General features: G+C 59.1%; 26 protein-coding genes. 16 read left to right on the top strand and 10 right to left on the bottom strand.

Annotation, left to right across the window (positions count from 1 at the left end):
- Nucleotides 1-65 precede the first annotated feature (65 nt).
- Nucleotides 66-1070 (top strand): CDF family Co(II)/Ni(II) efflux transporter DmeF, encoded by a 1005-nt coding sequence (gene dmeF, locus CRO62_RS22055; RefSeq protein WP_097101885.1) that lies wholly within the window; start codon nt 66-68, stop codon nt 1068-1070.
- Between the two features lie 10 nt (nt 1071-1080).
- On the opposite strand, the gene CRO62_RS22060 is transcribed toward dmeF, so the two are convergent.
- The 6 genes from CRO62_RS22060 to CRO62_RS22090 form a co-directional block, all read right to left on the bottom strand.
- Nucleotides 1081-1362 carry a hypothetical protein gene (locus CRO62_RS22060; protein ID WP_097101887.1) on the bottom strand — a complete coding sequence of 94 codons (282 nt, stop codon included), beginning with the start codon at nt 1360-1362 and terminating at the stop codon, nt 1081-1083.
- Between the two features lie 367 nt (nt 1363-1729).
- Nucleotides 1730-2836 (bottom strand): quaternary amine ABC transporter ATP-binding protein, encoded by a 1107-nt coding sequence (locus CRO62_RS22065; protein ID WP_097101889.1) that lies wholly within the window; start codon nt 2834-2836, stop codon nt 1730-1732.
- On the bottom strand, nt 2829-3737 hold the full coding sequence (locus tag CRO62_RS22070; protein ID WP_097101891.1) for an ABC transporter permease: 909 nt from the start codon (nt 3735-3737) through the stop codon (nt 2829-2831). The genes CRO62_RS22065 and CRO62_RS22070 overlap by 8 nt, the downstream gene beginning before the upstream one ends.
- A 241-nt stretch (nt 3738-3978) precedes the next feature.
- The gene (locus CRO62_RS22075) at nt 3979-4989 is read right to left on the bottom strand and encodes an ABC transporter substrate-binding protein (protein WP_019564115.1); all 1011 of its coding nucleotides are present in this window, start codon (nt 4987-4989) and stop codon (nt 3979-3981) included.
- A 495-nt stretch (nt 4990-5484) separates the two neighbouring features.
- The gene (locus CRO62_RS22085; protein WP_097101895.1) at nt 5485-7584 is read right to left on the bottom strand and encodes a S9 family peptidase; all 2100 of its coding nucleotides are present in this window, start codon (nt 7582-7584) and stop codon (nt 5485-5487) included.
- A 135-nt stretch (nt 7585-7719) separates the two neighbouring features.
- Entirely contained in the window at nt 7720-8289 is a 570-nt protein-coding gene (locus tag CRO62_RS22090; protein ID WP_097101898.1) for a hypothetical protein, read from the bottom strand.
- Between the two features lie 303 nt (nt 8290-8592).
- Between CRO62_RS22090 and CRO62_RS22095 the strand changes: the two genes are divergently transcribed.
- The 4 genes from CRO62_RS22095 to CRO62_RS22110 all read left to right on the top strand — a co-directional run bounded on the left by CRO62_RS22095 (nt 8593) and on the right by CRO62_RS22110 (nt 11978).
- Nucleotides 8593-8994 (top strand): DUF930 domain-containing protein, encoded by a 402-nt coding sequence (locus CRO62_RS22095; protein ID WP_003511997.1) that lies wholly within the window; start codon nt 8593-8595, stop codon nt 8992-8994.
- A gap of 105 nt (nt 8995-9099) precedes the next feature.
- Nucleotides 9100-10008, top strand: a complete 909-nt coding sequence (locus CRO62_RS22100; protein WP_097101900.1) for a dihydrodipicolinate synthase family protein — start codon at nt 9100-9102, stop codon at nt 10006-10008.
- A 52-nt stretch (nt 10009-10060) separates the two neighbouring features.
- Entirely contained in the window at nt 10061-10786 is a 726-nt protein-coding gene (locus CRO62_RS22105) for a polysaccharide deacetylase family protein (RefSeq protein WP_097101902.1), read from the top strand.
- 115 nt (nt 10787-10901) lie between these two features.
- Nucleotides 10902-11978, top strand: coding sequence for a bifunctional transcriptional activator/DNA repair enzyme AdaA (locus tag CRO62_RS22110; protein WP_097101904.1), 1077 nt, complete (start codon nt 10902-10904; stop codon nt 11976-11978).
- Between the two features lie 7 nt (nt 11979-11985).
- Here CRO62_RS22110 and CRO62_RS22115 read toward each other — a convergent pair whose 3' ends face one another.
- Both CRO62_RS22115 and CRO62_RS22120 read right to left on the bottom strand, forming a co-directional pair.
- On the bottom strand, nt 11986-13170 hold the full coding sequence (locus CRO62_RS22115) for an AI-2E family transporter (RefSeq protein WP_097101906.1): 1185 nt from the start codon (nt 13168-13170) through the stop codon (nt 11986-11988).
- Nucleotides 13171-13253: 83 nt separating this feature from the next.
- A complete protein-coding gene (locus CRO62_RS22120) occupies nt 13254-14114 on the bottom strand; it encodes a VOC family protein (RefSeq protein ID WP_097101908.1) in 861 nt (286 codons plus the stop codon).
- A 272-nt stretch (nt 14115-14386) separates the two neighbouring features.
- Between CRO62_RS22120 and CRO62_RS22125 the strand changes: the two genes are divergently transcribed.
- The 4 genes from CRO62_RS22125 (at nt 14387) to CRO62_RS22140 (ending at nt 16641) form a co-directional block, all read left to right on the top strand.
- Nucleotides 14387-14797 carry a universal stress protein gene (locus CRO62_RS22125; RefSeq protein ID WP_003512003.1) on the top strand — a complete coding sequence of 137 codons (411 nt, stop codon included), beginning with the start codon at nt 14387-14389 and terminating at the stop codon, nt 14795-14797.
- Between the two features lie 61 nt (nt 14798-14858).
- Nucleotides 14859-15179, top strand: a complete 321-nt coding sequence (locus tag CRO62_RS22130; protein WP_097101910.1) for a TraR/DksA family transcriptional regulator — start codon at nt 14859-14861, stop codon at nt 15177-15179.
- A 188-nt stretch (nt 15180-15367) separates the two neighbouring features.
- On the top strand, nt 15368-16036 hold the full coding sequence (gene trhA, locus CRO62_RS22135; RefSeq protein WP_013635699.1) for a PAQR family membrane homeostasis protein TrhA: 669 nt from the start codon (nt 15368-15370) through the stop codon (nt 16034-16036).
- 107 nt (nt 16037-16143) lie between these two features.
- Nucleotides 16144-16641, top strand: coding sequence for a GNAT family N-acetyltransferase (locus tag CRO62_RS22140; RefSeq protein ID WP_003512007.1), 498 nt, complete (start codon nt 16144-16146; stop codon nt 16639-16641).
- Between the two features lie 20 nt (nt 16642-16661).
- Here the strand turns inward: CRO62_RS22140 and CRO62_RS22145 are convergent, their stop codons facing one another.
- On the bottom strand, nt 16662-17288 hold the full coding sequence (locus CRO62_RS22145) for a LysE family translocator (protein ID WP_065688115.1): 627 nt from the start codon (nt 17286-17288) through the stop codon (nt 16662-16664).
- Nucleotides 17289-17404: 116 nt separating this feature from the next.
- Nucleotides 17405-17812, bottom strand: a complete 408-nt coding sequence (gene msrB / locus CRO62_RS22150) for a peptide-methionine (R)-S-oxide reductase MsrB (RefSeq protein WP_003512009.1) — start codon at nt 17810-17812, stop codon at nt 17405-17407.
- Nucleotides 17813-18017: 205 nt separating this feature from the next.
- On the opposite strand from msrB, the gene CRO62_RS22155 reads away from it, so the two are divergent.
- From CRO62_RS22155 to mnhG, 7 genes are read left to right on the top strand one after another with little or no spacing between them, the layout of a single operon-like run.
- Nucleotides 18018-20387, top strand: a complete 2370-nt coding sequence (locus tag CRO62_RS22155) for a putative monovalent cation/H+ antiporter subunit A (protein WP_097101912.1) — start codon at nt 18018-18020, stop codon at nt 20385-20387.
- Complete coding sequence (locus CRO62_RS22160) at nt 20384-20803, top strand: Na(+)/H(+) antiporter subunit B (protein WP_003512013.1); 420 nt, start codon at nt 20384-20386, stop codon at nt 20801-20803. The genes CRO62_RS22155 and CRO62_RS22160 overlap by 4 nt, the downstream gene beginning before the upstream one ends.
- Nucleotides 20803-21180 (top strand): Na+/H+ antiporter subunit C, encoded by a 378-nt coding sequence (locus tag CRO62_RS22165; protein WP_097101914.1) that lies wholly within the window; start codon nt 20803-20805, stop codon nt 21178-21180. Before CRO62_RS22160 ends, CRO62_RS22165 begins: the two co-directional genes overlap by 1 nt.
- A 20-nt stretch (nt 21181-21200) precedes the next feature.
- Entirely contained in the window at nt 21201-22778 is a 1578-nt protein-coding gene (locus CRO62_RS22170; RefSeq protein WP_097101917.1) for a Na+/H+ antiporter subunit D, read from the top strand.
- Nucleotides 22775-23254, top strand: coding sequence for a Na+/H+ antiporter subunit E (locus CRO62_RS22175; protein ID WP_097101919.1), 480 nt, complete (start codon nt 22775-22777; stop codon nt 23252-23254). Before CRO62_RS22170 ends, CRO62_RS22175 begins: the two co-directional genes overlap by 4 nt.
- Nucleotides 23251-23637, top strand: coding sequence for a cation:proton antiporter (locus CRO62_RS22180; RefSeq protein ID WP_003512027.1), 387 nt, complete (start codon nt 23251-23253; stop codon nt 23635-23637). The genes CRO62_RS22175 and CRO62_RS22180 overlap by 4 nt, the downstream gene beginning before the upstream one ends.
- The gene (gene mnhG / locus CRO62_RS22185; RefSeq protein WP_003512029.1) at nt 23634-23966 is read left to right on the top strand and encodes a monovalent cation/H(+) antiporter subunit G; all 333 of its coding nucleotides are present in this window, start codon (nt 23634-23636) and stop codon (nt 23964-23966) included. Before CRO62_RS22180 ends, mnhG begins: the two co-directional genes overlap by 4 nt.
- Nucleotides 23967-24065: the final 99 nt, after the last annotated feature.

A 24065-nucleotide genomic window follows, 5' to 3' on the forward strand; every position in this document is an offset into this window, starting at 1 on the left:
GTCCGCGGCTTTGGGAAAAGACATGCGTGAAACAGAATATTCCAGGATCGAACAGGATTAGCGACATGACGACGACATCCGAATTTTCCGCAGCGTCCGGCCACGACCATGTTTTCCTAGGCCGGAACCATGAGCGCAATGAAAAGCGCGTGTGGATGGTGATTGCGCTGACCACAGTCATGATGGTGGCGGAGATCGTCGCCGGCCACTGGTTCGGTTCCATGGCGCTGACGGCGGATGGCTGGCACATGTCCACCCATGCGGGCGCAATGCTCATCTCGGCGCTGGCCTATCTCTATGCCCGGCGCGAGGCGCGCAATCCGCGCTTCACCTTCGGCACCGGCAAGTTCGGTGATCTCGCCGGTTTTGCCAGCGCCATCGTGCTGGCGGTGGTGGCGCTGCTCATCGCCGTTGAAAGTGCGATGCGGCTTTTCAATCCTGTCCAGATCGACTTCAATCAGGCGATCCTCGTCGCCCTCATCGGTCTTGCCGTCAATCTCGTCAGCGCCGTGCTGTTGAAGGATGACCACGATCACGGCCACGGGCACGCACATGGTTCGCATGCCCATCACGGCCATGGCAGCCACGCCCATCACGATCACGGCTCGCACGCGCATCACGGCGAGCACGGTGCGAAGGGCGGCAGGGACAATAATCTGCGCGCAGCCTATCTGCATGTACTCGCCGATGCGCTGACTTCCGTTCTCGCCATTGTCGCGTTGCTGCTCGGCAAGTGGAACGGCTGGTCCTTCCTCGATCCGTTGATGGGTATTGTTGGCGGTGTGGTGATTGCCCGCTGGTCATGGGGACTCATTCGCTCCACGGCAACGACGCTGGTTGATGCGGTTCCGCTGACGGAGGACTTGCCGCAGGAAATCCGTGAAAGCGTGGAAACGGAAGAAGATCGCATCACCGACCTGCACGTCTGGCAGGTGGGGCCGGGGCATCACGCCGCCATTGTCGCCATCCACTCGCAGGTGCCGAAGGCACCGGCTTTCTACAAGCAGAAGCTTGCAGCCATACATGAACTTTCACATGTAACGGTGGAGGTCAGCCCGGCAAGGGCCTGATCGGAATCAACTATTCGTATTCGGAATAGGCGCTGCGCACCCATTCGGCCTGCGCTTCTGCCTTGTCCTCGTCGGAGGTTGCAGCCGGCGTGTGGGCCGGCGCGCCGCCATTGCCGACGGCCCACAGCACGTTGGCCAGCGAACGGGAAAGAACGGTGCTGGAAACGGTCGGGTTGCCGGGCCCGCGTTTTACGGCCTGTTCCTCGGGCGCGTTCTGCGCGCTGCCGGGCTTTTCGATGTCGCGGACACGAGCCTGATAGTTGTATCCGCCAATATTGCTTTCGATCTGCATGCCAGTGATTCCGCGTTCAAAAGTTAACAAATGGTTAACGGCGGCGGCTTGCCCGAAGCTTGCGCTTGCTGCATTGCAATGTCGTTCCCGGCTTGACACGTGGCAAAGGGGTGCTTCGTTTTTGCATGGCTGGACGGGAAGGCGGGCATTGCCGGCCTTGCCCCACACTTCGCGTCGTGCTCGCCATTGCGACCCTGTTGTGCCGCTCAAACTCTGGCGCCAAACACCCCACTCCCGTCATACCGGCTCTAGGCCGGTATGACGAAAGAGCGTTTGGACGCGGCCAGACAGCGCCGACGTCTTTTGCGCAGCGGGGCGGGGGCAGTTTCGGTCCTCTAAAAGAAAGGCAAATCCTGTTGGTGCCGGATTACGCAGTTTCCTTCTCCACCGGCGCCGCCGGTTCCGGGATTTTTGCCACTTCCTCCACGACTGCCAACCTGGCCTCCGCCTCCTGAGGTGCCGGCGTGACCATCGCCGCCACCAGCGTGTCGAGGCCGATGGCGCCGACTGGCTTGCCGTCTTCATCCACCACATGGGCGCTGGTTTCGTTCGCCTCCGACATATCGCGGGCGATGGTTTCCAGTGTCGCGTTTTCCGGCACCGACATGCCCTCGGGTTTCGCCGTCAGCGGTTCCATCACTGTGGTCGCCTGAAGCACGCGGCTGCGATTGACGTCACGCACGAAGTCGGTGACGTAACCATCCGCAGGGGAAAGGATGATGCTCTGGCCGTCGCCCTGCTGCACCACTTCGCCGTCTTTCAGAATGGCAATGTGGTCGCCGAGCCGCAAAGCCTCATCCAGATCGTGGGTGATGAACACCACGGTCTTTTTCAGCTCCTGCTGAAGGTCGAGCAGCATCGTCTGCATATCGACACGGATCAGCGGATCGAGAGCCGAATAGGCCTCGTCCATCAGGAGAATATCGGCATCGTTGGCAAGCGCGCGGGCAAGGCCGACGCGCTGCTGCATGCCGCCGGAAAGCTGGTTCGGATAATAATCCTCATAGCCGGCAAGACCGACACGCTCCAGCCAGTAACGGCCTTTCTCTTCGCTTTCCTTGCGTGGCATGCCCTGAATATCGAGGCCGTAGACACTGTTTTCCAGGACGGTGCGATGCGGCAGAAGGCCGAACTTCTGGAACACCATCGCCGTTTTGTGACGGCGGAATTTCCGCAGCGCCGAAGTGCTCATGCCGCAAATGTCCTCGCCGTCGTAGAGAACCTCACCGGCGGTCGGGTCGATCAGCCGGTTGATGTGGCGGATCAGCGTCGACTTGCCGGAACCGGAAAGCCCCATGACCACGGTGATCTTGCCGCCCGGCATGGTGATGTTGATGTTGTTGAGGCCAAGCACATGGTTGTGTTTGTCGTTCAGCTCGACCTTGTCCATGCCTGATCGCACCGCTTCGAGATATTTCTCGGGATGCTTGCCGAAGATCTTGTAAAGATTCCTGATTTCGATGCTTTTAGCCATGGGAGACCTCGCGGTATTTCTGCAGGCGCTTGCCGAAAGCCTGGCTTGCCCGGTCGAACATGATGGCGATGGCGACCAGAGCGAAACCGTTCAGGAAGCCCACCGTGAAAAACTGGTTGTTGATGGCCTGCAGCACATTCTTGCCGAGACCGCCGACGCCGACCATGGAGGCGACGACGACCATGGCGAGTGCCATCATGATGGTCTGGTTGATGCCGGTCATGATGGTGGGCAACGCCAGCGGCAGCTGCACATTGAACAGCTTCTGGCCGTTGGAGGAGCCGAAGGCATCGGCGGCTTCCAGCACTTCCCGGTCCACCAGGCGGATGCCGAGGCTGGTCAGACGGATGACGGGCGGAATGGCGTAGATCACCACTGCGATCAGGCCCGGTACCTTGCCGATGCCGAAAATCACCACCACGGGGATGAGATAAACGAAGCTTGGCAGGGTCTGCATCACGTCGAGCACCGGATTGATGATACGCTGCAACCGTTCGGAGCGTCCCATCAAAATGCCGAGCGGCAGGCCGATGACGATGGCGATCAGCGTGGCGATGGCGACGATGGAAAGCGTCGTCATGGCGTCGCGCCAGAGGCCGACTGCGCCGATCATGAGCAGGGAGATGGCCGTGCCACCGGTGATCTTGAAGCTGCGCCCGGCCAGATGCACGATCGCCAGAATGACCAGCATGGTGACGATCCACGGGGTCTGGATGAACAGCCGCTCCGAGGAGTTGAGGAAGAGCTGCAGCGGATGCACGATCACATCGATCGCATCGCCGTAATTGCGCACGATATCGCGAAAACCGTCATCGATGGTCTTGCGTGCTACACGCATCGTGGAGTTGTCGATTGCCGGGAATTTGCAGAGCAAATCCGGCAGGTAGTTGCAGAGGGCCATTATTGTTGTTTTCCCTTTGGGTTATGGGCGGAGGTTGGAGTGCGCGGGGCACCCCCCTCTGTCCTGCCGGACATCTCCCCCACAAGGGGGGAGATTGATCCGAGGCAAAGTCTCGCCCATCAAACAGGTTGCGGATTTGTGAGAAGGGTGCGCCCAGCCGATCTCCCTCCTTGTGGGGGAGATGCCCGGCAGGGCAGAGGGGGGTAGGCGGCTTGCGCCGACTCCCCCATCAACCAACCAATCACATCGAAGCCTTGATCTTCTCCGCCACCTCGGGCGAAACCCACTTCGTCCAGATATCTTCGTTGTTCTCGAGGAAATATTCCGCGCCGTCTTCGTTGGTGCCCTGGTTTTCATCCATCCAGGCCAGAACCTTGGCGACGGTCTCGTTGTCCCACTGCCGCTTGCGGATATAGTCGATGGAAGGACCGGCCTTCTCGGCGAAGTCCTTGGTGACAACGGTGAATACCTCTGCCACCGGATAGGCGTTTGGCTTGGGATCGGCGCAATCAGGCTTGGCGATGCAATTGTCGTAGGCCTCGCGGTCGAGTGCCACGCCATCGTCCAGCTTCACCATGTCGTACTTGCCAAGAATGGCCGTCGGGGACCAGTAATAGCCGAGCCAGCCCTGCTTTTTCTCATAGGCATTGGAGATCGAGCCATCGAGACCTGCAGCGGAGCCGGTGTCGATCAGGGCGAAGCCTTTCTCGTCGGCCTTGCGTGCCTTGAAAAGGTTGGCGGTCGTTGGCTGGCAGCCCCAGCCCGGCGGGCAGCCAAACACGGCACCCTTGCTGGCGTCTTCCGGCGCCGGGAAAAGCTCGGGATGCTTGAGTGCGTCCTCAACTGTCTTGATATCAGGGTGTTCGTCGGCGAGATATTTGGGAATCCACCAGCCTTCAACGCCACCTTCACTCAGGATTTTGCTTTCCTGGATCAGGTTGCCCTTCTTGACGGCGTCCTCATAGGGGGCGCCAAGGGTATTCACCCACATTTCGGGCGCCATATCCGGCTGGCCCTTCTCGTTCATGGAGGTGAATGTGGGAGTGGTGTCGCCGCTGATGACGTTGACCGTGCAATCATAGCCGTTTTCCATGATGAACTTGTCGACATAAGCCGCAACACCGGCGGATGCCCAGTTCATTTCGGCGATGGTGACGCTGCCGCATGTTTCTGCGGCGTTGGCGGAATTTGCTGCACCGGCAGCGATGGTAAAGCCCGTTACGAGAATGGTCGAGGCCAGGAGTTTCTTCATGGGAGACCTCCAAGTCTGATGCAGTGTTTTCAGTTGGCAAAGCGGGAGCACTGCAAAGCCCGGATTGCCAAGGGCGAACTGACATGGCGCATGAAAAAGCCGAAAAAATCCGGCGATAAGATTATCCGCAAGACGTGCTGCAGGATTGCCGCGAGAAAGGCGGCGAAAAGGCGCATGAATATGTCAACGGCCCGGATAATACGGCCGAAAAGTGATATTGCAATGCGAAATGGCGCAACGCAGCCATGCGTTCGATTTCCGGAACATTTTTTCCGGTGACGCAATACATGGGAATTATTTGCGTTTGCGGAAGATATATTGTGAGTTGCAGCAACTGGAAATAAAAATTTAATGTCGGTGAAGATGCTATTTAAATAAAAGATACGTCTGATAATTTGTGGAAAAAATATTCGATAACGAGATTTTTGCAGGTATTTTCGTCCAAAATAAGATCGGGCGACGATTGGATCGCCGCCCGTTTCTGCATTCAGCGTGTCAGACGGCGTCCTTGCCCGCGACCTTCAGTGCGAAGGCATATTCGAAGGCAATTTCTTCCAGCCGTTGGAAACGGCCCGACTTGCCTCCATGGCCAGCGGCCATGTTGGTCTTGAGCAGGATCGGGGCTTCCCCAGTCGTCTTTTCGCGCAGTTTCGCCACCCACTTGGTCGGTTCCCAATAGGTCACGCGCGGGTCGGTGAGGCCGGAAAGCGCAAGCAGCGGCGGATAGGGCTTTTCCCCGACATTGTCATAGGGGCTATAGGCGGCGATCCACTGATACTCCTCTTCCGATTCCAGCGGATTGCCCCATTCCGGCCATTCCGGCGGGGTTAGCGGCAGCGTGTCATCAAGCATGGTCGTCAGCACGTCCACGAATGGAACCGCAGCGATGATGCCGGCAAATTTTTCCGGGGCCATGTTGGCGACGGCGCCCATCAGCATGCCGCCGGCGGAACCGCCTTCGGCAATGATGCGCTCATATGACGTGAACCCTTCCTGTACAAGATGATCCGCGGCGGCGATGAAGTCTTTGAACGTGTTCTGCTTATGCTCCATCTTGCCGGTTTCATACCATTCGAAACCTTTGTCCTTGCCGCCGCGAATGTGGGCGATGGCATAGATGAAACCCCGATCCGCCAGAGACAGCGTCGTGGTGGAGAAGGAGGCGGGAATGGTAATGCCGTAAGCACCATAACCGTAGAGCAGGCATGGGGCAGAGCCGTCGAGAGGCACGTCCTTGCGATAGAGCAATGAAACCGGCACCAGCTCACCATCATGGGCAGGGGCCATGATGCGGCGAGTGATGTAATCATCGGGGTTGTGCCCCGAGGGCACTTCCTGCGTCTTCAGAAGCGTGCGCTCGCGCGTCACCATATTGTAGTCGAACAACTGGCTCGGCGTCGTCATCGAGGAGTAGGAGAAGCGGATGACATCGGTGTCGTATTCTGCAGCGCCATGCAGGCCAAGCGAATAGGCTTCCTCGGCAAAGGCGATGGAATGTTCCTCGCCCGTGCGGCGATCGCGGATGACGATGCGCGGCAGGCCGTCGCGGCGCTCCAGCCAGATCAGATGGCGGGCATAGGCATCGACGGAGAGAATGAGGCGACCCGGCTCATGCGGCACGACCTCCTTCCAGTTTTCCTTGCCCGGCGCGTTAACCGGCGCTTCCATGATGCGGAAATCCTTGGCATCGCCTTCATTGGTGAGGAAGTAGAAGACATCGCCGCCTTCGCACATCGAATATTCGATACCTTCCTCGCGCTCCGCAACCACGACAGGCTCGGCCATCAGGTCTTTGGTGGAAAGAATGCGGTATTCGCTGGTCTCATGGTCGTGAATGTCGATGAAGATGAAGTCGTCGAGCACGGACGCGCCAACGCCCATGAAGAAGCCGGGGTCCTTCTCCTCATAGACCAGCCGGTCGGCCGACTGCGGCTCGCCGATAATGTGGTGGAAGACCTTCGAGGGGCGGTGGTTTTCGTCCTGCAGCGTATAGAAGAAGCTCTTGCCGTCAGGCGCCCATGCCCCGCCGCCGCCGGTATTTTCCACGACATCGGCAAGGTCTTCACCGGTTTCGAGATTACGGATGCGCAGCGTGAAATATTCCGAACCCTTGTCGTCATAACCCCAGATGCCGTGACTGTGATCGGAGGACTGGTCGAGACCGGCAAGGCGGAAATAATCCTTGCCTTCCGCTTCCCTGTCGCCATCAAGCAGCACGTGCTTGTCGCCGCCATCACGCGGGGTGCGGAAATAATGCGGCTGCTCGCCGCCGGTCACGAACAGCGTGCCATAGGCATAAGGTCCATCATTGACCGGAACAGAGGAATCATCCTGCTTGATACGGCCTTTCATCTCCTCGAACAGCTTTTCCTGAAGCGCCTTGGTGTCGCCCATTGCGGCTTCCATATAGGCGTTCTCGGCCTCCAGATGGGCGCGGATGGCTGGGTCGAGCAGGGTAGGGTCCTTGAACATGGCCTGCCAGTTATCGGCCCGGAACCATGCGTAGTCGTCGGTGCGGGTGATGCCGTGATGCGTATCCTGGACGGGCCGTTTTTCGGCGGTCGGGGCGGCGGGCAGGTTCTTGAAAATCGGCAAGGGAAACTCGCTTTCGTATGATGAACGGCGCTAGGAAAGATTCGTCGGCGACGACCCTAACATTTTTTTCCGCCCCGCCTCACCTCAGATTGGTACTTGTGGTGTCTCGGGTTCTGCTCATCACGAATGGCCGTGTTAGTCTTTCCCTCTCGCAATGTAACCAATACCCACCCTGGGTCCATATTCCGAACTTCGAACCTCGATGCGCATTAGCCAATGCTCCGGCTTGGCCGGCCCGGAAGGCACGCATTTTATCAATATACCGGCCCGCTTTGTTACAGGATCGTAGAGCGGAACAGGGTCATCAAATAGCTTTACAAAAACGTGTAGATCCGGGCAAAGCCGCTTGGCATTGAGGTACATATTGACTTGCTTGGTCAGTCCAACCTGATTTATGTCGCCAATATCTGGATTTTGCTCAATGTTCTTCAACTCCACAACATAATCGCCCAGTTTTCCGAATGTCTTGTCGGCCGGTCGGTGAGAAATGGGGTAGGTTGTCGCGATCGCCTTTATATAGGCCTTGTTGAGATTAAGTGCTTTGTATTCAGTATCTGCCGCCGACACCTGCGTGGCGAGGTCTGCACCGAGAGTGACGTTGGCAACGGTCCTTAAAAGCCGAGATTTAGCGTTCTCTTTATCTGTCTGGGTACAGCCGGAAAGCAAAGCGGCGATAATCGTGAAATTAATAATTGTATTTTTCATAATTTACCGAAATTTAAATTAATATAGGAATTTTATTTATTCGAAAAATAAATTTGTTTCTCAAGTTATTCTTTAAATTTTGGGGGATGGCAAGATTTTTAGACGGTTACTTCAAAAGAATCCCAACCGATATTCCTCTCCCAGCCGATCAAGTTTCAAATCTCCACAGGCTTGATGGCGTTCGGGCACAATTTCGTCAGTTTTCGATCACATTTTGGCAATATCCGGCAAATCAGCGATGATACGCGCCTGCCACCGGCCTGCCGTGCATCGATAAGAACAAACGAAAACTGACAGGATCCCATGCGAAAGTTTCTTCCCGCTGCCCTTTCTGCGTTTTTCCTTGCCTTGCAGGCATCTACACCCGCTTTCGCAATAGACGCCAACGTCATGCGGCAGCTGAACGTGCTTGCCCCCGAGGAGCGTCTGGAGCAGCGTTGCGACATAGAGGCGATGGAGCGGATCGCGACCGAGCAGAAGGGCATGAAGCCGGATAAGGTCATTGCCTATACCTTCGGTGATCCAGAGGTTGGCAAGAATTCGATCAAGGCGTCGGGTGCAGTCTTCAGAAGCGCCGGCGAATGGTACAAGCTCAAATACAAGTGCCAGCTGAAAAGCGACAGCCTCTCCATCCAGTCCTTCGATTACCGTGTCGGCGACAAGATTCCCGAAGAGCAGTGGAAGAAGTTGTATCTTTATGACTGATCAAGGAATTCTTCGTCCGCTGTCGCCGGTTTAAACCCCGCTTTTCTTGCCGCCCTGCCAATGGGTCTGTAACGCTGTCCTTCGATCGAAGTGAGGGGCGAGAACATGGCGAAGCAATTCAAGGGACTTTCGGCTTTTCCGATCACGCCCGCTGACGAGGCCGGGCAGGTGGATAGCCAAGCCTTTTCCGCCCTCGTCGAGCGGCTGGATGCGGCGGAGGTCGATTCCATCGGCATTCTCGGCAGCACCGGAACCTATATGTATCTGTCGCGTGCCGAGAGGCGGCGGGCGGTTGAGGTAGCCCATGCCGTCCTCAAGGGCAGGCGCACGCTGATGGCAGGCGTCGGCGCGTTGCGCACCGATGAGGCCGTGGCGCTGGCGAAGGATGCCGAAGCTGCCGGTGCCGATGCGCTGCTTCTGGCACCCGTTTCCTATACGTCGCTGACTCAGGAAGAGGCCTATCACCATTTCGCCGCCGTCGCCGGCGCAACCGATTTGCCGCTTGCCATCTACAACAACCCGACAACGACGCGATTCTCCTTCAGCGATGAGCTTCTGGTCAGGCTCGCCTATATCCCGAATATCTGTGCCATAAAGATGCCGCTGCCGGCCGATTCCGACTATGCGGGAGAGCTTGCGCGGCTGCGGCCGAAACTGACGGATGATTTCGCCATCGGTTACAGCGGCGACTGGGGATGTGCCGAAGCAACGCTTGCCGGCGGCGATGCCTGGTACAGCGTCGTTGCGGGCCTGCTGCCGGTTCCGGCATTGCGGTTGATGCGCGCCGCTCAGGCCGGGGATGCGGAGGAGACGCGCAGGCTCGATCTGGCGTTCCAGCCGCTCTGGGCGCTCTTTAAGGAATTCGGCAGTATCCGCGTGGTCTACGCCGCTGCCAATGCTTTGTCGGTAACGGCATGTGAGCCGCCCCGGCCAATCCTGTCGCTCACCAGCGCGGAGCGCCAGCGGGTGGAAGAGGTGCTCAACGCTCTGTCCACGCTGGAAGCCGCGCCATAATTCGGGCGTTTTGCAGGCGGATTGCCACATCTTACCCTTCGGAAACTGAAAAATGCTGCGTAGCCTGCCCTTTGCCGTTCTCTTCCTGTCGCTCTCGACTGCCGCCTTCGCGGGGACGGGTCTCGTCGAGCCGACGCTGAAAATGACGCCGAGGCATGACGGGAAGGTGCGGGTGGCGATGACTCTGGACGCCTGCATGGGCAAGACCGACCATCGCATTCTCGATACGCTGGTGCAGGAAAAGATACCGGCAACGATCTTCGTCACTGCCCGCTGGCTGAAGCACAACAGCGACGCACTTGCCGTAATGATGGCGCATCTGGATCTGTTCGAGATCGAAAACCACGGCGAAAACCATGTGCCCGCGGTGGATAAGCCCGTTGCCATCTACGGCATTGCCGCTGCCGGTTCGGAAGCGGCAGTCGAGCAGGAGGTCGAGGGCGGCAGGCTGGCAATTGTCGCGATGACCGGTCTTCAACCGCAATGGTTTCGCGGTGCCACGGCGAAATACACCACCTCGTCCATGGCCACCATCAACAGGCTCGGCATGCGGGTGGCGGGTTATTCCGTCAATGGCGATGGCGGCTCGCTTCTGGGCGCGGCCGCCACGGCAAAGCACATCGCTTCGGCCAGGGACGGCGACGTCATCATCTCCCACATCAACCAGCCCACCCACGAAGCGGGTGAGGGCGTGGTGAGGGGCCTTCTGGCGCTGAAGGCGCGCGGCGTCGTGTTCACAAGGCTGGACGACCCGTCGTTTACGCCGCCGGGCAATTGAGCCGGGCGGCTCTCTCCTCATTCCTGTAACAAGCACGGGAATGAGGAACTGCGCATCCCACATCCACGCCCGTTTTTCGGCGGCATACCGCTCAAATTTGCGCTAGCATCCTCCCATGCTGTTCAAACGCCCCGACACCGAAACCTTATATTCCGCCCTTGTGAACAAGGACCCCGCCTATGAGGGCGTGGCCTATGTGTGCGTGACCTCGACGAAGATTTTTTGTCGCTTTACCTGTACGGCGCGAAAGCCGAAGATCGAAAACTGCCGGTTTCGCGAAACCATCGCCGAATGTCTGGAAGCTGGCTTCCGCCCCTGCAAGCGCTGCAAGCCGATGCTTTCCTATGGCACGGCGGATGAAACCGTCACCACGCTTCTGATGGCGCTGGAAAACGAACCGGCGCGGCGTTGGCGCGAGGAGGATGTGGTGGCGATGGGCCATGACCCTTCCACCGTGCGTCGCACCTTCAAACGCCGTTTCGGTATGAGTTTTCTGGAAATCGCAAGATTGCGGCGGCTGGGAGATGCGGCGACGAGCCTTGCATCAGGAGAAGCCGTGATCGGCGCGCAGATCGATGCCGGATATGAATCCGGCAGCGGTTTCCGCTCGGCCATCAACCAGTTCTTCGGCACCTCTCCCGCCGCCATGAAGGGCAAGGGGTTCCTGAAGGGGGACTGGATCGACACGCCGATCGGCCCGATGCTGGTCGTTGCCGATGATCACGCCCTGCATCTTCTCGAATTCGCCGACCGGCCAGCGCTTCCGGCCGAATTGAAGCGGCTGAAGGCCCGCACCGGCGCGGATATGGTGCTGGGCAGGACGCCGGTCACCGGCCAGATCGCAGCAGAACTCGCAGCCTATTTCGCCGGACACTCGGCTGACTTCGAAACCCGGCTTGCCGGACACGGCACACCCTTCGAGCGCGATGTCTGGCACGCATTGCGAGAGATACCGGCGGGAGAGATCGTCAGCTATTCTTCGCTTGCGACGTCGATGGAACGGCCATCCGCCGTGCGTGCCGTCGCCCGCGCCAATGGCGCCAACCAGATTGCCATCGTCGTTCCCTGCCACCGGGTGCTGGGCGCAGATGGCAGCCTGACCGGTTATGGCGGTGGGCTGTGGCGGAAGAAATGGCTGATCGAGCACGAGCGGCGCATGGCCGATAAGCTCCGCATCCCTCTCGCCTCCTGACCGGCCTTCAGGCCGGCAGGTTTGGAACGATGCGACGTGAGGGAAACAGCTCGCGCGTTACTGTCATGGCGATCAGCGACAGCGGCAGTGCCAGCATGGCGCCCGCAGCACCCCACATCCACGTCCAGAAGATGATCATCACGAACACGAGGAAGGGGTTGATCTCCATGTTGCGACCCACCACCGCCGGAAAGGCCAGGTTTTCCATCAACAGGTGAATGGTGAAGAAGATTGCGGATGGCAGCAGCGCCAGCATCATGTTGTCATGCGTGATGATGCCTGCCACCGCGAGCGACACCGTCATGGCGGTGATGCCGAGAAACGGCACGAAGCTGGAAAGGAAGGCGAAAAGCCCCCATAGAAGCGGCATGGCCAGCCCACCGAAATAGGCGATCGCCACCATCGTCACGCCCAGCGCCGCATAGATCAGCGCTGCCGTGGCAAAATAGGTGCCGAGCACTTCTTCCACCGAAGCGATGATGCGAATGGCCCTCAGACGCTGGTGCCGGGCCGGAAAGGCCATGATGATCGCCTTGCGCAGCCGCAGGCGGCTGTAGAGGAACATCAACAGCGCGGCGAGGAAGATCATGCCCTGAACGACTGCGGGGGTGACGTTGGAACCGAGCAGGGAAATGATCTCGCCGCTGCGCGAAATCAGCGACTCCATCGAAATCGACCCCATGCTGAAGGTCGCTGCCGAAATGTTCAGCCATCGGATGCTTTGAAGATAGGGCAGGAAGCGGTCCATACTGCGTTCGATCAGCGCCGGTCCTTCGGAGGCGAGCTGCGACAACGGGTCGATCAGCGAATTGATCACGAAAAACATGACGGCAGCGACAAGGCCGGAGAGAATGACCGCCACACCGGCACCGGGAATGCCATATGAACTGAGCTTTTCCGCCGCGATGCCGAGGATCATGCCCACGACAATCGCCAGCACCACCGGTATGAGGATCAGCGACAATTCGTGAATGACCGCCATCATCACGACGAGAAAAATGCCGATAACCGACCATGCGACGGCCACATCAAGCGCTTCGCGGCCGAGCGGTTGCTGGCTGCGCGCGTCGTCACGGTGCGACCCGGACGCCAGACCCTCGAAAGGGTCGGCCCTCGTCGACGGAGCGTTTGCGGCGCGCCGCCCGATATTGCCCAATATGCCGGTTTTTTCCGGCCTGGCATTTTCATTCATCGAACTGTCCCCCAATAAGACGTCAAACGTTCGAAAAATGAGGCGGTTCCGGAGCGGCAAAAATTTCTGCCGCCCCGTCGTCTTTACGCGGAAAGCTTTAGGCCTATGCCCCACGGATCTTTGAGAACGATACCGTCGCTCTGCTGTTCCGTAGCTATTTCCAGCCGGTCGAGAGCGGCCATTGCCGTATCGAGCGCCGCACTGTCGTTGAACTTCAGCGAGTAGCCCGAAAGGCCGGTCATATTGTCCTTGCGGGCCGTGGCGCCACGGCTGTTCCAGATATTGGCGGCCACATGGTGATGATAAGCGCCCGAGCCGAAGAAGCTGGCACCCGGATAACGCGCCATGATCTTCAACCCCAGCACATCCTGATAAAACTCATCCGCCTGCGGAATATTGCCGACCTGCAGATGCATGTGGCCGATGGCCGTTCCATCGGCGGTGCCCTCGAACGCCGTTTTCGGCGCACTGTCATACAGCGCCTGTAGGTCGAGGCGGAGCGTGGCCATCTCCACCGTGCCGTCCTGCTGGTAGGTCCATTCCGACGGCGACCGGTCGCGATAGACCTCGATGCCGTTGCCTTCGGGATCGGCGAGATAGATCGCTTCACTCACCAGATGGTCGGATGCGCCCTGAAGCTGGATATTGTTGTGCGCGGCATGGGCCAGCCAATGGGCCAGATCCTCGCGGCGCGGCATCAGGAAGGCGGTGTGGAACAGGCCTGCGGCATTGCGCGGCGCGCGTTCAACCGTGCCGGAGGTGGAAAGCGTCAGCAGCGGCTGGCCGTTGACACCAAGAACCTCGCCGCTCGGGCTTTTCTCGATGACGGAAAGACCGATGATTTTCTGGTAGAATTCCGAAATGCGCGGCAGATCGTGAACGACAAGATGAGCCTGACCGACATAAGCCGGCCGCGTCAGGGCGAATTGTTTGATTTCACTCATCATAATCTCCATATTGAATCCGGCGTGCTGACGACGCGGATTTGCGCGTCTGCATCAGCCGGCGCCGCTTTGCGGCGTTCATTTGTGGTGAATATGGGCGGGTTTTGTCGTTCAGCAAAGATCGCCATCTGGCGATTGACCGTCCACTATTCGTTGACAATGCCCCTGTTGCTGCCCCGACGCGGCTTTGACTTCAATCAAGGCGAAGGGCGCATCGGCAGGGAAATATGAGCCCGACACGTGAACGGCAGATTACGCCAAAGGAGATAGCCATGTACAAGAAAATCATCGTACCGGTAGACCTCAGCGCCATCGACAAGGGAGAGAAGATTCTCGCCAAGGCTAGGGCGCTGCTGGATGCCGATGGCGAGATCGTCCTCATCAATGTGGTTGAGGAACTGCCCGGCTATATGGCGATCGACCTGCCCGTCGACCTCATCGAAAATGCCATCAAGGATGCCAAGACGAAACTTGCGGATATTCAGGCGAAGGCCGGCTTCAAGGGCAAGCACGAAATCAGAAGCGGCGCACCGGCGCGTGAAATCATTGCCGCCGCCGAAGAGCACAAGGCTGATCTCATCATCATCGCATCGCATATGCCTGATTTTACCAATTATTTCATCGGCGCCACCGCCGACCGCGTGGTGCGCCATGCCAAGTGCTCGGTGCTGATCGACAGATAAAGTGAGTTGAAATCTTGGGGTTGCGGGCGATTTTCGCCCGCACCGGCTGGAGGAGAAGACCATGAATGTCGAAGGTTATGAGAAAATCCTGCGCGACCGCCAGCGCGAGCTTTACAGCCGCCTGCACAAAATCGAGGCGGATTTCGAAGAACCGCGCAACCCCGATGACGACGACCGCGCCGCTGAACGCAGCAATGACGAGGTGCTGGATGAAATAGGGCAGGTGGGCCAGGACGAGTTGCGCGCCATCGACGCCGCACTCGACCGCATCGCGAACGGCACCTACGGCACCTGCGTCAAATGCGGCAAGAAAATTTCGGAAGACCGCCTGAAAGCCGTGCCCTATACGCCGTTCTGCCAGGAATGCGCTGCGGCCTTGTGAGGGCGCTCCTTTTTCCCTCCTCATTCCTATAACAAGCGCAGGAATGAGGGAAACGGCGAGGCCGCCACTCAACCTCTCCTTTCGCAACAGCCCGGAACGCAATTTGATCGCCGTTAACACGCTGCTGTCTTGTTCCTGTCTAATATTGCCGTCATGCTTCAGCCGAAGCAGGCAAATGGATATGGACTATGAGTAACGTGTGGCGGTTTGGGCGCCAGTATGATTTTCATGAGATCGTCGCCGACGGCATCGTGCACGGCGTCGGCATTGTGTTCGCGCTGGTCGGCGCCACGGCGTTGATTTTTTACGCGACCGTCTGGGGCAGCCTCAGCGCCATTGCGGCGGCCTGGATTTACGGTCTTGGCCTCGTCGCCTGCCTTTCCGTGTCCTTCACCTATAATATCTGGCCGCATTCGAACGTAAAATGGTTCCTGCGCCGGCTGGATCACTCGGCGATCTTCATCCTGATAGCCGCCACCTACACGCCGTTCCTGATGCGCGGTATCCACGAGCCGCTGATTGCCACCATGCTGGGGCTGATCTGGCTTGCAGCCATCTGCGGCATATTGCTCAAATGCGTGTTTCCCGGCCGTTACGACCGGGTCGCCATCGGCCTTTATCTCGCCATGGGCTGGAGCGGCATCATGGTGGTGCAGCCGCTCTCGACGCATCTGGCCCCCGTCACGCTCTGGCTGATTGTCGCTGGCGGTGTCATCTATTCGCTCGGCGTGGTCTTCCATGTCTGGGAAAAGCTGCGATTCCAGAACGCCATCTGGCACGGTTTCGTCGTTGCCGCCGCTGTTGTCCACTATTTTGCCGTGGTCACTTCCTTCAGCCTCGTTCCCATGTCTTCCTGAGCTAGAGAGCACTGGACAGCCGTCCGCGTCATCGCCTAATGCTCACCTGAAGGTCGTGTCCCGGAACGTCAGGCGCGCGATGCAGACAGGAAAGAGGGCGAACGATAATGAGTTTGGAACTGCGCGATGCCACCGTGGACGATCTTTCCGGCATCATGGAGATTTACAACGACGCGGTCCTGAACACGACGGCGATCTGGAACGAAGTGCTGGTCGATCTGGAAAACCGCAAGGAATGGTTTTCCGCCCGCAAGTCCCGCGGCTTTCCTGTGATCGTCGCCATTCTTGACGGCAAGGTCGCCGGCTATGCTTCCTATGGCGACTGGCGCGCCTTCGACGGCTATCGCCACACCCGCGAACATTCGGTTTATGTCCACAAGGACGCGCGCGGCCACGGCATCGGCAAGCGGCTGATGCAGGCGCTCATCGACCACGCCTCCGGTAACGATGTACATGTGCTGATCGCCGCGATCGAATCGGAAAACGCCGCCTCCATCCGCCTGCACGAAAGCCTCGGTTTCACCGTTGCCGGCCGGTTTTCGGAAGTGGGCACCAAGTTCGGCCGCTGGCTGGACCTTACCTGCATGGAGCTTAAACTGAACTAGGACGCAGGCCGGGATTTCTCTCAGGCGGGGCGCCGGGCGAAGGCCAGCATGACGCCGAAAGCCATCATCATCGAGCCGCTGATCCGGTTGACGCGCTTCAGGGCGCGCGCATTGCGCATAAGACCGGACAGTCGCGAACCGACAAAGGCATAAACGGTGATCGCCACCACCTCGAGCAGCAGGAAAATTGCGCCGAGCGTGGCGAAGCTCTGCCAATAGGCGTCCTGCTGGATGAATTGCGGGAAAAAGGCCGTGAAGATCAGGATGGCCTTCGGATTGCCGGAGGCGACAAAAAACTCCTGCCGCAGATAGGTCTTGAGAATATTTCCGTTATCCGAGGAGATATCGGGAGCGGTGACATCCGCCCTTGAGCGGATGAGCTTGAAGCCGATCCACAGCAGGTAGAGAACGCCGATCCATTTGATCAGCGAAAACATCATTTCGGAAGCCATCAAAAGTGCGCCGAGGCCCAAAGCGGCGATCGCGATCATGCCCGCAAACGCAACCAGCCGGCCGCTCGCGGCCATCACTGCCGTTGCCATTCCGTATCGCGCACCAACCGTCATCGACAGGAGATTGTTGGGCCCGAACGCCATGTTCAGGGCAAAGCAGGCGGGAATGAAAATGAGGATGGTTTCGAGCGCCATGATGGTGATCCGGAAGGAGTGAGATCGCGATAATCTCACTCTCCGGTCCGGCTGTCGAGACGGTCATTTTCTTCGCAACAACGGTCGGCAGGCAGCCGGCCGTTACCCGTCTCTCATCAGATCGGTTCGAACACCATCGAATGGCCGTTGATGCAATAACGCAGGCCGGTGGGCGGTGGGCCGTCCGGGAAGACGTGGCCGAGGTGGCCGCCGCAATTGGCGCAGCGGATTTCGGTGCGCACCATGCCAAGCGTCGCATCGCGATGTTCCGTTACCGCACCCGGTTTCACCGGTTCGAAATAGCTCGGCCAGCCGCAACCTGCATCGAATTTGGTATCGGAGAGGAACAGCGGTTCGTCGCAGGCGGCGCAGCGATAGAGGCCTTTCTGGAACGTGTCCCAGTAGGGACCGGTAAATGGGCGCTCGGTGCCGTGTTCACGCAGGATGCGATATTGCTCCGGCGTCAGCTGCTCGCGCCAGTCGGCATCGCTCTTGTTCACTTTCGGGGATGTCAGATCGCTCATGGAATGATCCTTTCTGTTCCTGCCAGAAATAGGCATCGCCGCTGCCGATTGAAAGAGGGCAGCTGTCATAACGAGTACGTTATGGGCAGGTGTGAGAGTCGATTTGGGTTGAGATGCCGGTGTCTATGCCTTAACTGAAAAATACGATTTGAAAAGAACGCCATTGATGGGCGTACAGGGGTAGGGGAAGCCCTGGGAGATGTGAATGACACCCGATGTCACGCAGCTGACATTCCTGTCGCTGTTTTTGCCGTTTCTGGCAGCGCTTGCCGCACCGATGCTGGTGAAAAGATTAGGTCACAATGCCGCGTGGATATTGGCGATCGCGCCCGCGCTGGCTTTTGTCCATTTCGCACTGATGCTGCCGCAGGTGGCGGCTGGCGGTGTGGTCACGGGCGGTTACGTCTGGGTTCCAAGTTTCAACCTCAGCTTTTCGTGGTTCATCGACGGCCTGTCGCTGACCTTTGCACTTCTGATCACCGGTATAGGTCTGCTGATCGTGCTCTATGCCGGCGGTTACATGAAGGGGCATCCGCAGCAGGGCCGCTTCCTGTCTTTCCTGCTTCTGTTCATGGGCGCGATGCTGGGCGTCGTGGTGTCCGACAGCCTGTTGATGCTGTTCGTTTATTGGGAACTGACCTCGATAACCTCGTTCCTGCTGATCGGCTTCGACCATGCGCGCCCGGCCGCACGCCGTGCCGCCTTGCAGGCGCTGGTGGTAACGGGTGGCGGCGGTCTGCTGCTGCTCGCCGGGTTGATCTTCATCTGGGACATGAGCGGCATGACGCAATTGTCCATGCTGGTGCGTGGCGGCGATATATTGCGCGACAGCCCGTTCTATCTGGCTGCGCTGCTGCTGGTGCTCGGCGGCGCCTTCACCAAATCGGCGCAGTTTCCGTTTCATTTCTGGCTGCCCAACGCGATGGAGGCACCAACGCCGGTTTCGGCCTATCTGCATTCGGCGACCATGGTGAAGGCAGGCGTCTATCTTCTGATGCGCCTCAACCCCGTTCTCGGCGATACCGCTGCCTGGCAGATCCTGCTGCCGTTCTTCGGCGGGTTGACCATGCTGACCGGCGCGCTGCTGGCCGTGCGCCAGACCGACCTGAAGCTGATGCTGGCCTATACCACCATGTCCTCGCTCGGTCTGCTGGTGATGCTGACGGGCTTCGGTTCGGACCACGCGATCGAGGCGGCTGTGCTTTATCTGGTGGCGCATTCGCTGTTCAAGGGCGCACTGTTCATGGTCGCCGGTATCATCGACCACGAGACCGGAACCCGCGATGTGACGAAGCTCGGCGGCTTGCAAAAAGCCATGCCGATCACCTTTGCGGCAGCACTTGCTGCGGCCATCTCCATGGCCGGCCTGCCGCCCTTTTTCGGCTTTCTCGCCAAGGAAGAGATTTATTATGCGCTGGCGCATGGCAATCCGCGTGCCGTGCTGTTCACCGGCATCGCCATTCTCGGCAATGCGCTGATGTTTGCCGTCGCTTTTGCCGTGGCGCTGAAACCTTTCCTCGGCAAGCCCGTGAAAACCCCGAAACACGCGCATGAGGGACCACTGCTGCTGTGGCTCGGCCCGGCGCTGCTGGCGATAAAGGGGCTGACCATCGCTCTCTTCGCTGGCCTTTCGCATTTCTACATTTCGACGCCGATGGCAAGCGCGATCGCGGGTGAGGCGCGCCCGGTGGAAATCTCGCTCATTCCCCATATCGGCGTGCCGCTCGGCCTGTCGCTGCTGACGATCGCGCTCGGCATCGTCCTCTATACGCAGCTTTCCGCCGTTCGCGGCCTGATGGTGCGCACCTTCAAGGCGCTGGGTGCGGGGCCGGACAGGGGCTTCGATGTTTTCATCGAAACGCTGGTCAAAATCTCGTTCCATGTGGTCAGGCTTATCCAGCCCGGCCGGCTGGAATTTTACGTCACCGCCACTTTCGCCGTCATTGCCGTGGTGCTGCTTGCGCCGCTGTTTCTCTACGGCGAACTGCCGTCCATGCCGGCGTGGCCGCACGACATGAAAATCCATGAGCTGACCTTCATTGGCATCGCGGTTGCGGGCCTTGTAGCGGTGCTCACGGCGTCCAGCCGGCTTACGGCCATCATCGCGCTCGGCATTCAGGGGTTTGCGGTGGCGGTCATCTTCCTGCTGTTCGGCGCGCCCGATCTGTCGTTTACGCAATTCATGGTCGAAACCCTCTCCGTGGTCATTCTGACGCTGGTGATGACACGGCTTCGCCTGTCGCCGTCAGACCACCGCGGCCCTGGCCAGAAGCTTCTGGACAGCACCATCGCCATTGCCTGCGGAACCGGCTTTGCCCTGTTCCTGATGCGGGCGACGGAAGCGTCGTTCGATAATCGCCTCACCGATTTCTACAACACCTATTCCAAGGTCATCGCCCACGGGGCGAATGTGGTGAACGTCATCATCGTCGATTTCCGCGGCACGGATACGCTGGGCGAGATTGCGGTGGTGATGATAACAGGCCTGGCCATTCTCGCGCTCATCCGCATCCGCCCGGCTGCTGCCATCAAGGGACCAGCAAAAATAGCGAAGAAGAAGGGAGTGCGGGCTTGAACACGCTTATCCTGCGCACCGTCGCCCCCGTAGTCACCAGCCTCATGGTGCTGTTTTCCATCTTCGTATTGCTTCGCGGCCATAACGAGCCGGGCGGCGGTTTCATCGGCGGGTTGATTGCGGTCTCGGCGCTGGCGATCTACGGCATCGCTTATGGTGTGGCCGCAGTCAGGCGCGCCATCGTGTACCATCCGCTGTCCATTGCCGGCGCAGGGCTGCTGTTGGCGATGTTGTCTGGTCTGGTGTCGATTGCAGCGGGCGTGCCCTTCATGACCGGGCTGTGGGTCTATCCGAGCCTGCTCGGTGTGGAAGTGCCGCTCTCCACCGTCATGTCCTTCGATATCGGCGTTTATCTCGTGGTGGTCGGTGCCATCACCTCCATTGCGCTGGCTCTGGAAGAAAGGGATAGCGACTGATGGAAGCGGTTTTCTCCATTCTCGTCGGCATCTTCTTTTCGGTGGCGATCTATCTCATGCTCTCGCGTCACAGCATCCGCATGCTGCTCGGCATCGCCATTCTCGGCAACGCAGTCAACCTCCTGCTGTTCACGGCGGGAAGGCTGACGCGCGAAGTGCCGCCGATCATTCCGCCCGGCATGGACACGCTGCCGGCCGGTGCCGCCAATCCGCTGCCGCAGGCGCTTATCCTCACGGCAATCGTCATTTCCTTTTCCTTCTTCTGTTTCGTGCTGGTGCTGACCTGGCGCGCGTTCCAGGAATTGCAGACCGACGACACCGACGAAATGCGCACCGCAGAACCTGCAGGCGAGCCTTTGCCGCCGCTCGGTTATTGAGCGGGGCGGGGCACAGACACATGGCTTCATCCACCACTTCCGCAATATCAGATCTTTCCGCAGCGCTGGTCACGGCACCCGTGCCGCTATCCGACTGGCTGATCATCCTTCCCGTCGCACTCTCAATCGGCGCAGGTGCGGTGCTGATGATGCTGCGCCACACCATGCGTCTGCATGCGCCCATCGCAATCACGGCACTTGTTCTGCTGGTACTGCTCGATGCCGCGCTTCTGTGGAAGGTGGTGACCCAAGGGCCGTTCACCATGGTCATGGGCCGCTGGCTGCCACCCTTCGGCATTGCCTTTACGGCTGATCTGACCGGCACGCTGCTGTCGCTCGCCGCCGCCATCGTAGCGCTGGCCGGTGCCATCCATGCCAGCGCCGATATAGACGCCAGCGGCAGGCGATACGGTTTTTATCCATTCCTGATGCTGTTGATGGCGGGTGTCACCGGTGCGTTCCTGACCGGCGACCTCTTCAACCTCTATGTCTGGTTCGAGGTGCTGCTGATCTCGTCCTTCGGCCTCATCGTGCTGGGCTCCACACGCGAGCAGATCGATGGCGCGCTGAAATACGCCATCCTCAACCTCATCGGCACGACGCTGTTCCTGATCACGGTCGGTTATCTCTATGCCATCTTCGGCACGCTCAATATGGCCGATATCGCGCTGAAGGCGACGCAGTTGCGCGGCACGGCTCCGCTGATGACGCTTGCCAGCCTGTTTGCTCTCGCCTTCGCCATGAAGGCGGCGGCCTTTCCGGTGAATTTCTGGCTGCCCGCCTCCTATCACACGCCGCGCATCGTCGTCTCCGCCCTGTTCGGCGGCCTGCTCACCAAGGTCGGCATCTACGCGCTGCTACGCGTCATGGTCATGCTGTTTCCGGTCGAGCGGGAGGAGCTGAGTATCGTCATCGCCATCTCTGCGGCGCTGACAATGGTGCTCGGCGCCATGGGTGCGCTGGCACAGAACGATATCCGCCGCATGCTCGGTTACATCGTCATATCAGGTATCGGTTACATGATGGCGGGCATCGCCATCGGCACGCCCTCCGGCGTTGCTGGCGCGATCTTTTACGCGCTGCACTCCATGGTGCTGATGACGGCGCTTTATCTCGCCGCCGGCCACGCTGCCCGCCTTGGCGGCAGTTTTACCCTGACTTCGCTCGGTGGCCTTTATCGGCAGGCGCCGTGGTTTTCGGGCCTTGCGCTCGCCTTGTTTTTCGCCGGTTCCGGCCTGCCGCCGTTTTCCGGCTTCTGGCCGAAGGTGGTTCTCGTCAAATCGGCGATCGATATCGGCGCCTGGTGGCTTGCCGCCGCCCTTCTCCTGTCCGGCTTCATCGCCACCATCGCCTTCGGGCGGGTCTTCCTCTTATGTTTCTGGCGCCCGGCAGTGGCCTCAACCGGCCAGGCGCCGTCGCTGCCTGCGTCGCCTCTGGCGGCCCCTTCTTTCGTCCCGCTGGTCGGGCTGACATTGCTGGTGGTATTCTTCGGTCTGTTTCCGGAAAGCCTGCTCAATCTCAGCCAGCAGGCGGCGGCGGGGCTTGGCAACCCCGAAGCCTATATCCAGTCGGTGTTTTCCGAAGGGAGCAGACCATGAGCCGCTACATCCTGTTACTGCTCTTCGTTGGCGTATGGCTCTCCGTAAGCGGCAGCGTCACGCCGGCGAACATTCTCTTCGGCCTCATCGTCTCGGCGCTGGCGCTCGGCCTTATCCGTCACCAGATCCCCAAGGGCGGCCGTCATCGGCTGCGTCCCCTCCGCGTGCTGTCGCTGCTGCTGCTGTTCTTCAAGGAGCTGGCGCTGTCGGCCTGGAAAGTGGCGGTGATGGTGACGCGGCCGAAGCTCGATGTGCAGCCCGGTATCTTCGCCTATCCGCTCAGGCTCACGACGGATTTTGAGATCACGCTGCTTGCCAATCTCATCACGCTGACCCCCGGCACACTTTCGGTCGATGTTTCCGAGGATAAAACAACGCTCTACGTCCACGCGATCGATTGCAGCAATATCGAAGCCGCCAAGAATGACATCAGAAACGGCTTCGAAAAAAAGATCATGGAGGCGTTTCAGGGATGACGCCGGAACTCATAGTTTCATTTGCAACTGTACTTGCCACGGTTGTACTGTCCGCTGCCTTTTTGCTGACAGTATATCGCGTCGTCGTCGGTCCGACCTTGCCGGACCGAATCGTCGCGCTCGACATGCTTGTCGGCATCGCCATCGGCTTCATAGCGGTCATCGCCATCCGCACCGGCGTCGATCTTTATGTCGATATCGCCATTGCGCTCGGACTGGTGGGTTTTCTCGCAACGGTGGCCTTTGCCCGCTTCGTCCTGTCGCGTGGTGCAGATGGCAGGCGCAGGACAAAGGCTGTTCTGGACGGCGAGCGGGCATCGGAAGTCGTTGAAAAGCCTGAAAAACAAGTATCCAGGCGTGGAAAAAGAAGGGGCGGGCGATGATGGGCTGGATCGTGGCTATTCTGGTTGCGGCACTGACGGTCTCAGGTGCCGCCTTCTCGCTGATTGCGGCAATCGGGCTTAATCGCCTGCCGGATGTCTACACCCGCATGCATGCGGCTTCCAAGGCGGGAACGGTGGGCTCAGGCCTGTTGCTGCTGGCTGTCGGCATTCATTCCACGGAAATATCGACGCTGGCACGGGCACTTGCCGGTTTCTTTTTCTTTGTTCTGACAGCACCGGTCTCCGCACATCTTCTTGCAATGGCTGCACACAAGGCAGGTTATCCACTTGCTGATAAATCGGTAGTTGATGACCTAAAGAAAATTTGAAGTTGAATTACCCCCTAATAATGGGGGGTCTTCGTTTTCCATTACTACTTGGCATAGTATTTTATTACCCGTGATTTTTTGTATTCCAATTAGACTGTT

Origin of the sequence: Rhizobium sp. AN6A (assembly GCF_900215635.1) — a bacterium.
GTDB lineage: Bacteria > Pseudomonadota > Alphaproteobacteria > Rhizobiales > Rhizobiaceae > Agrobacterium > Agrobacterium tumefaciens.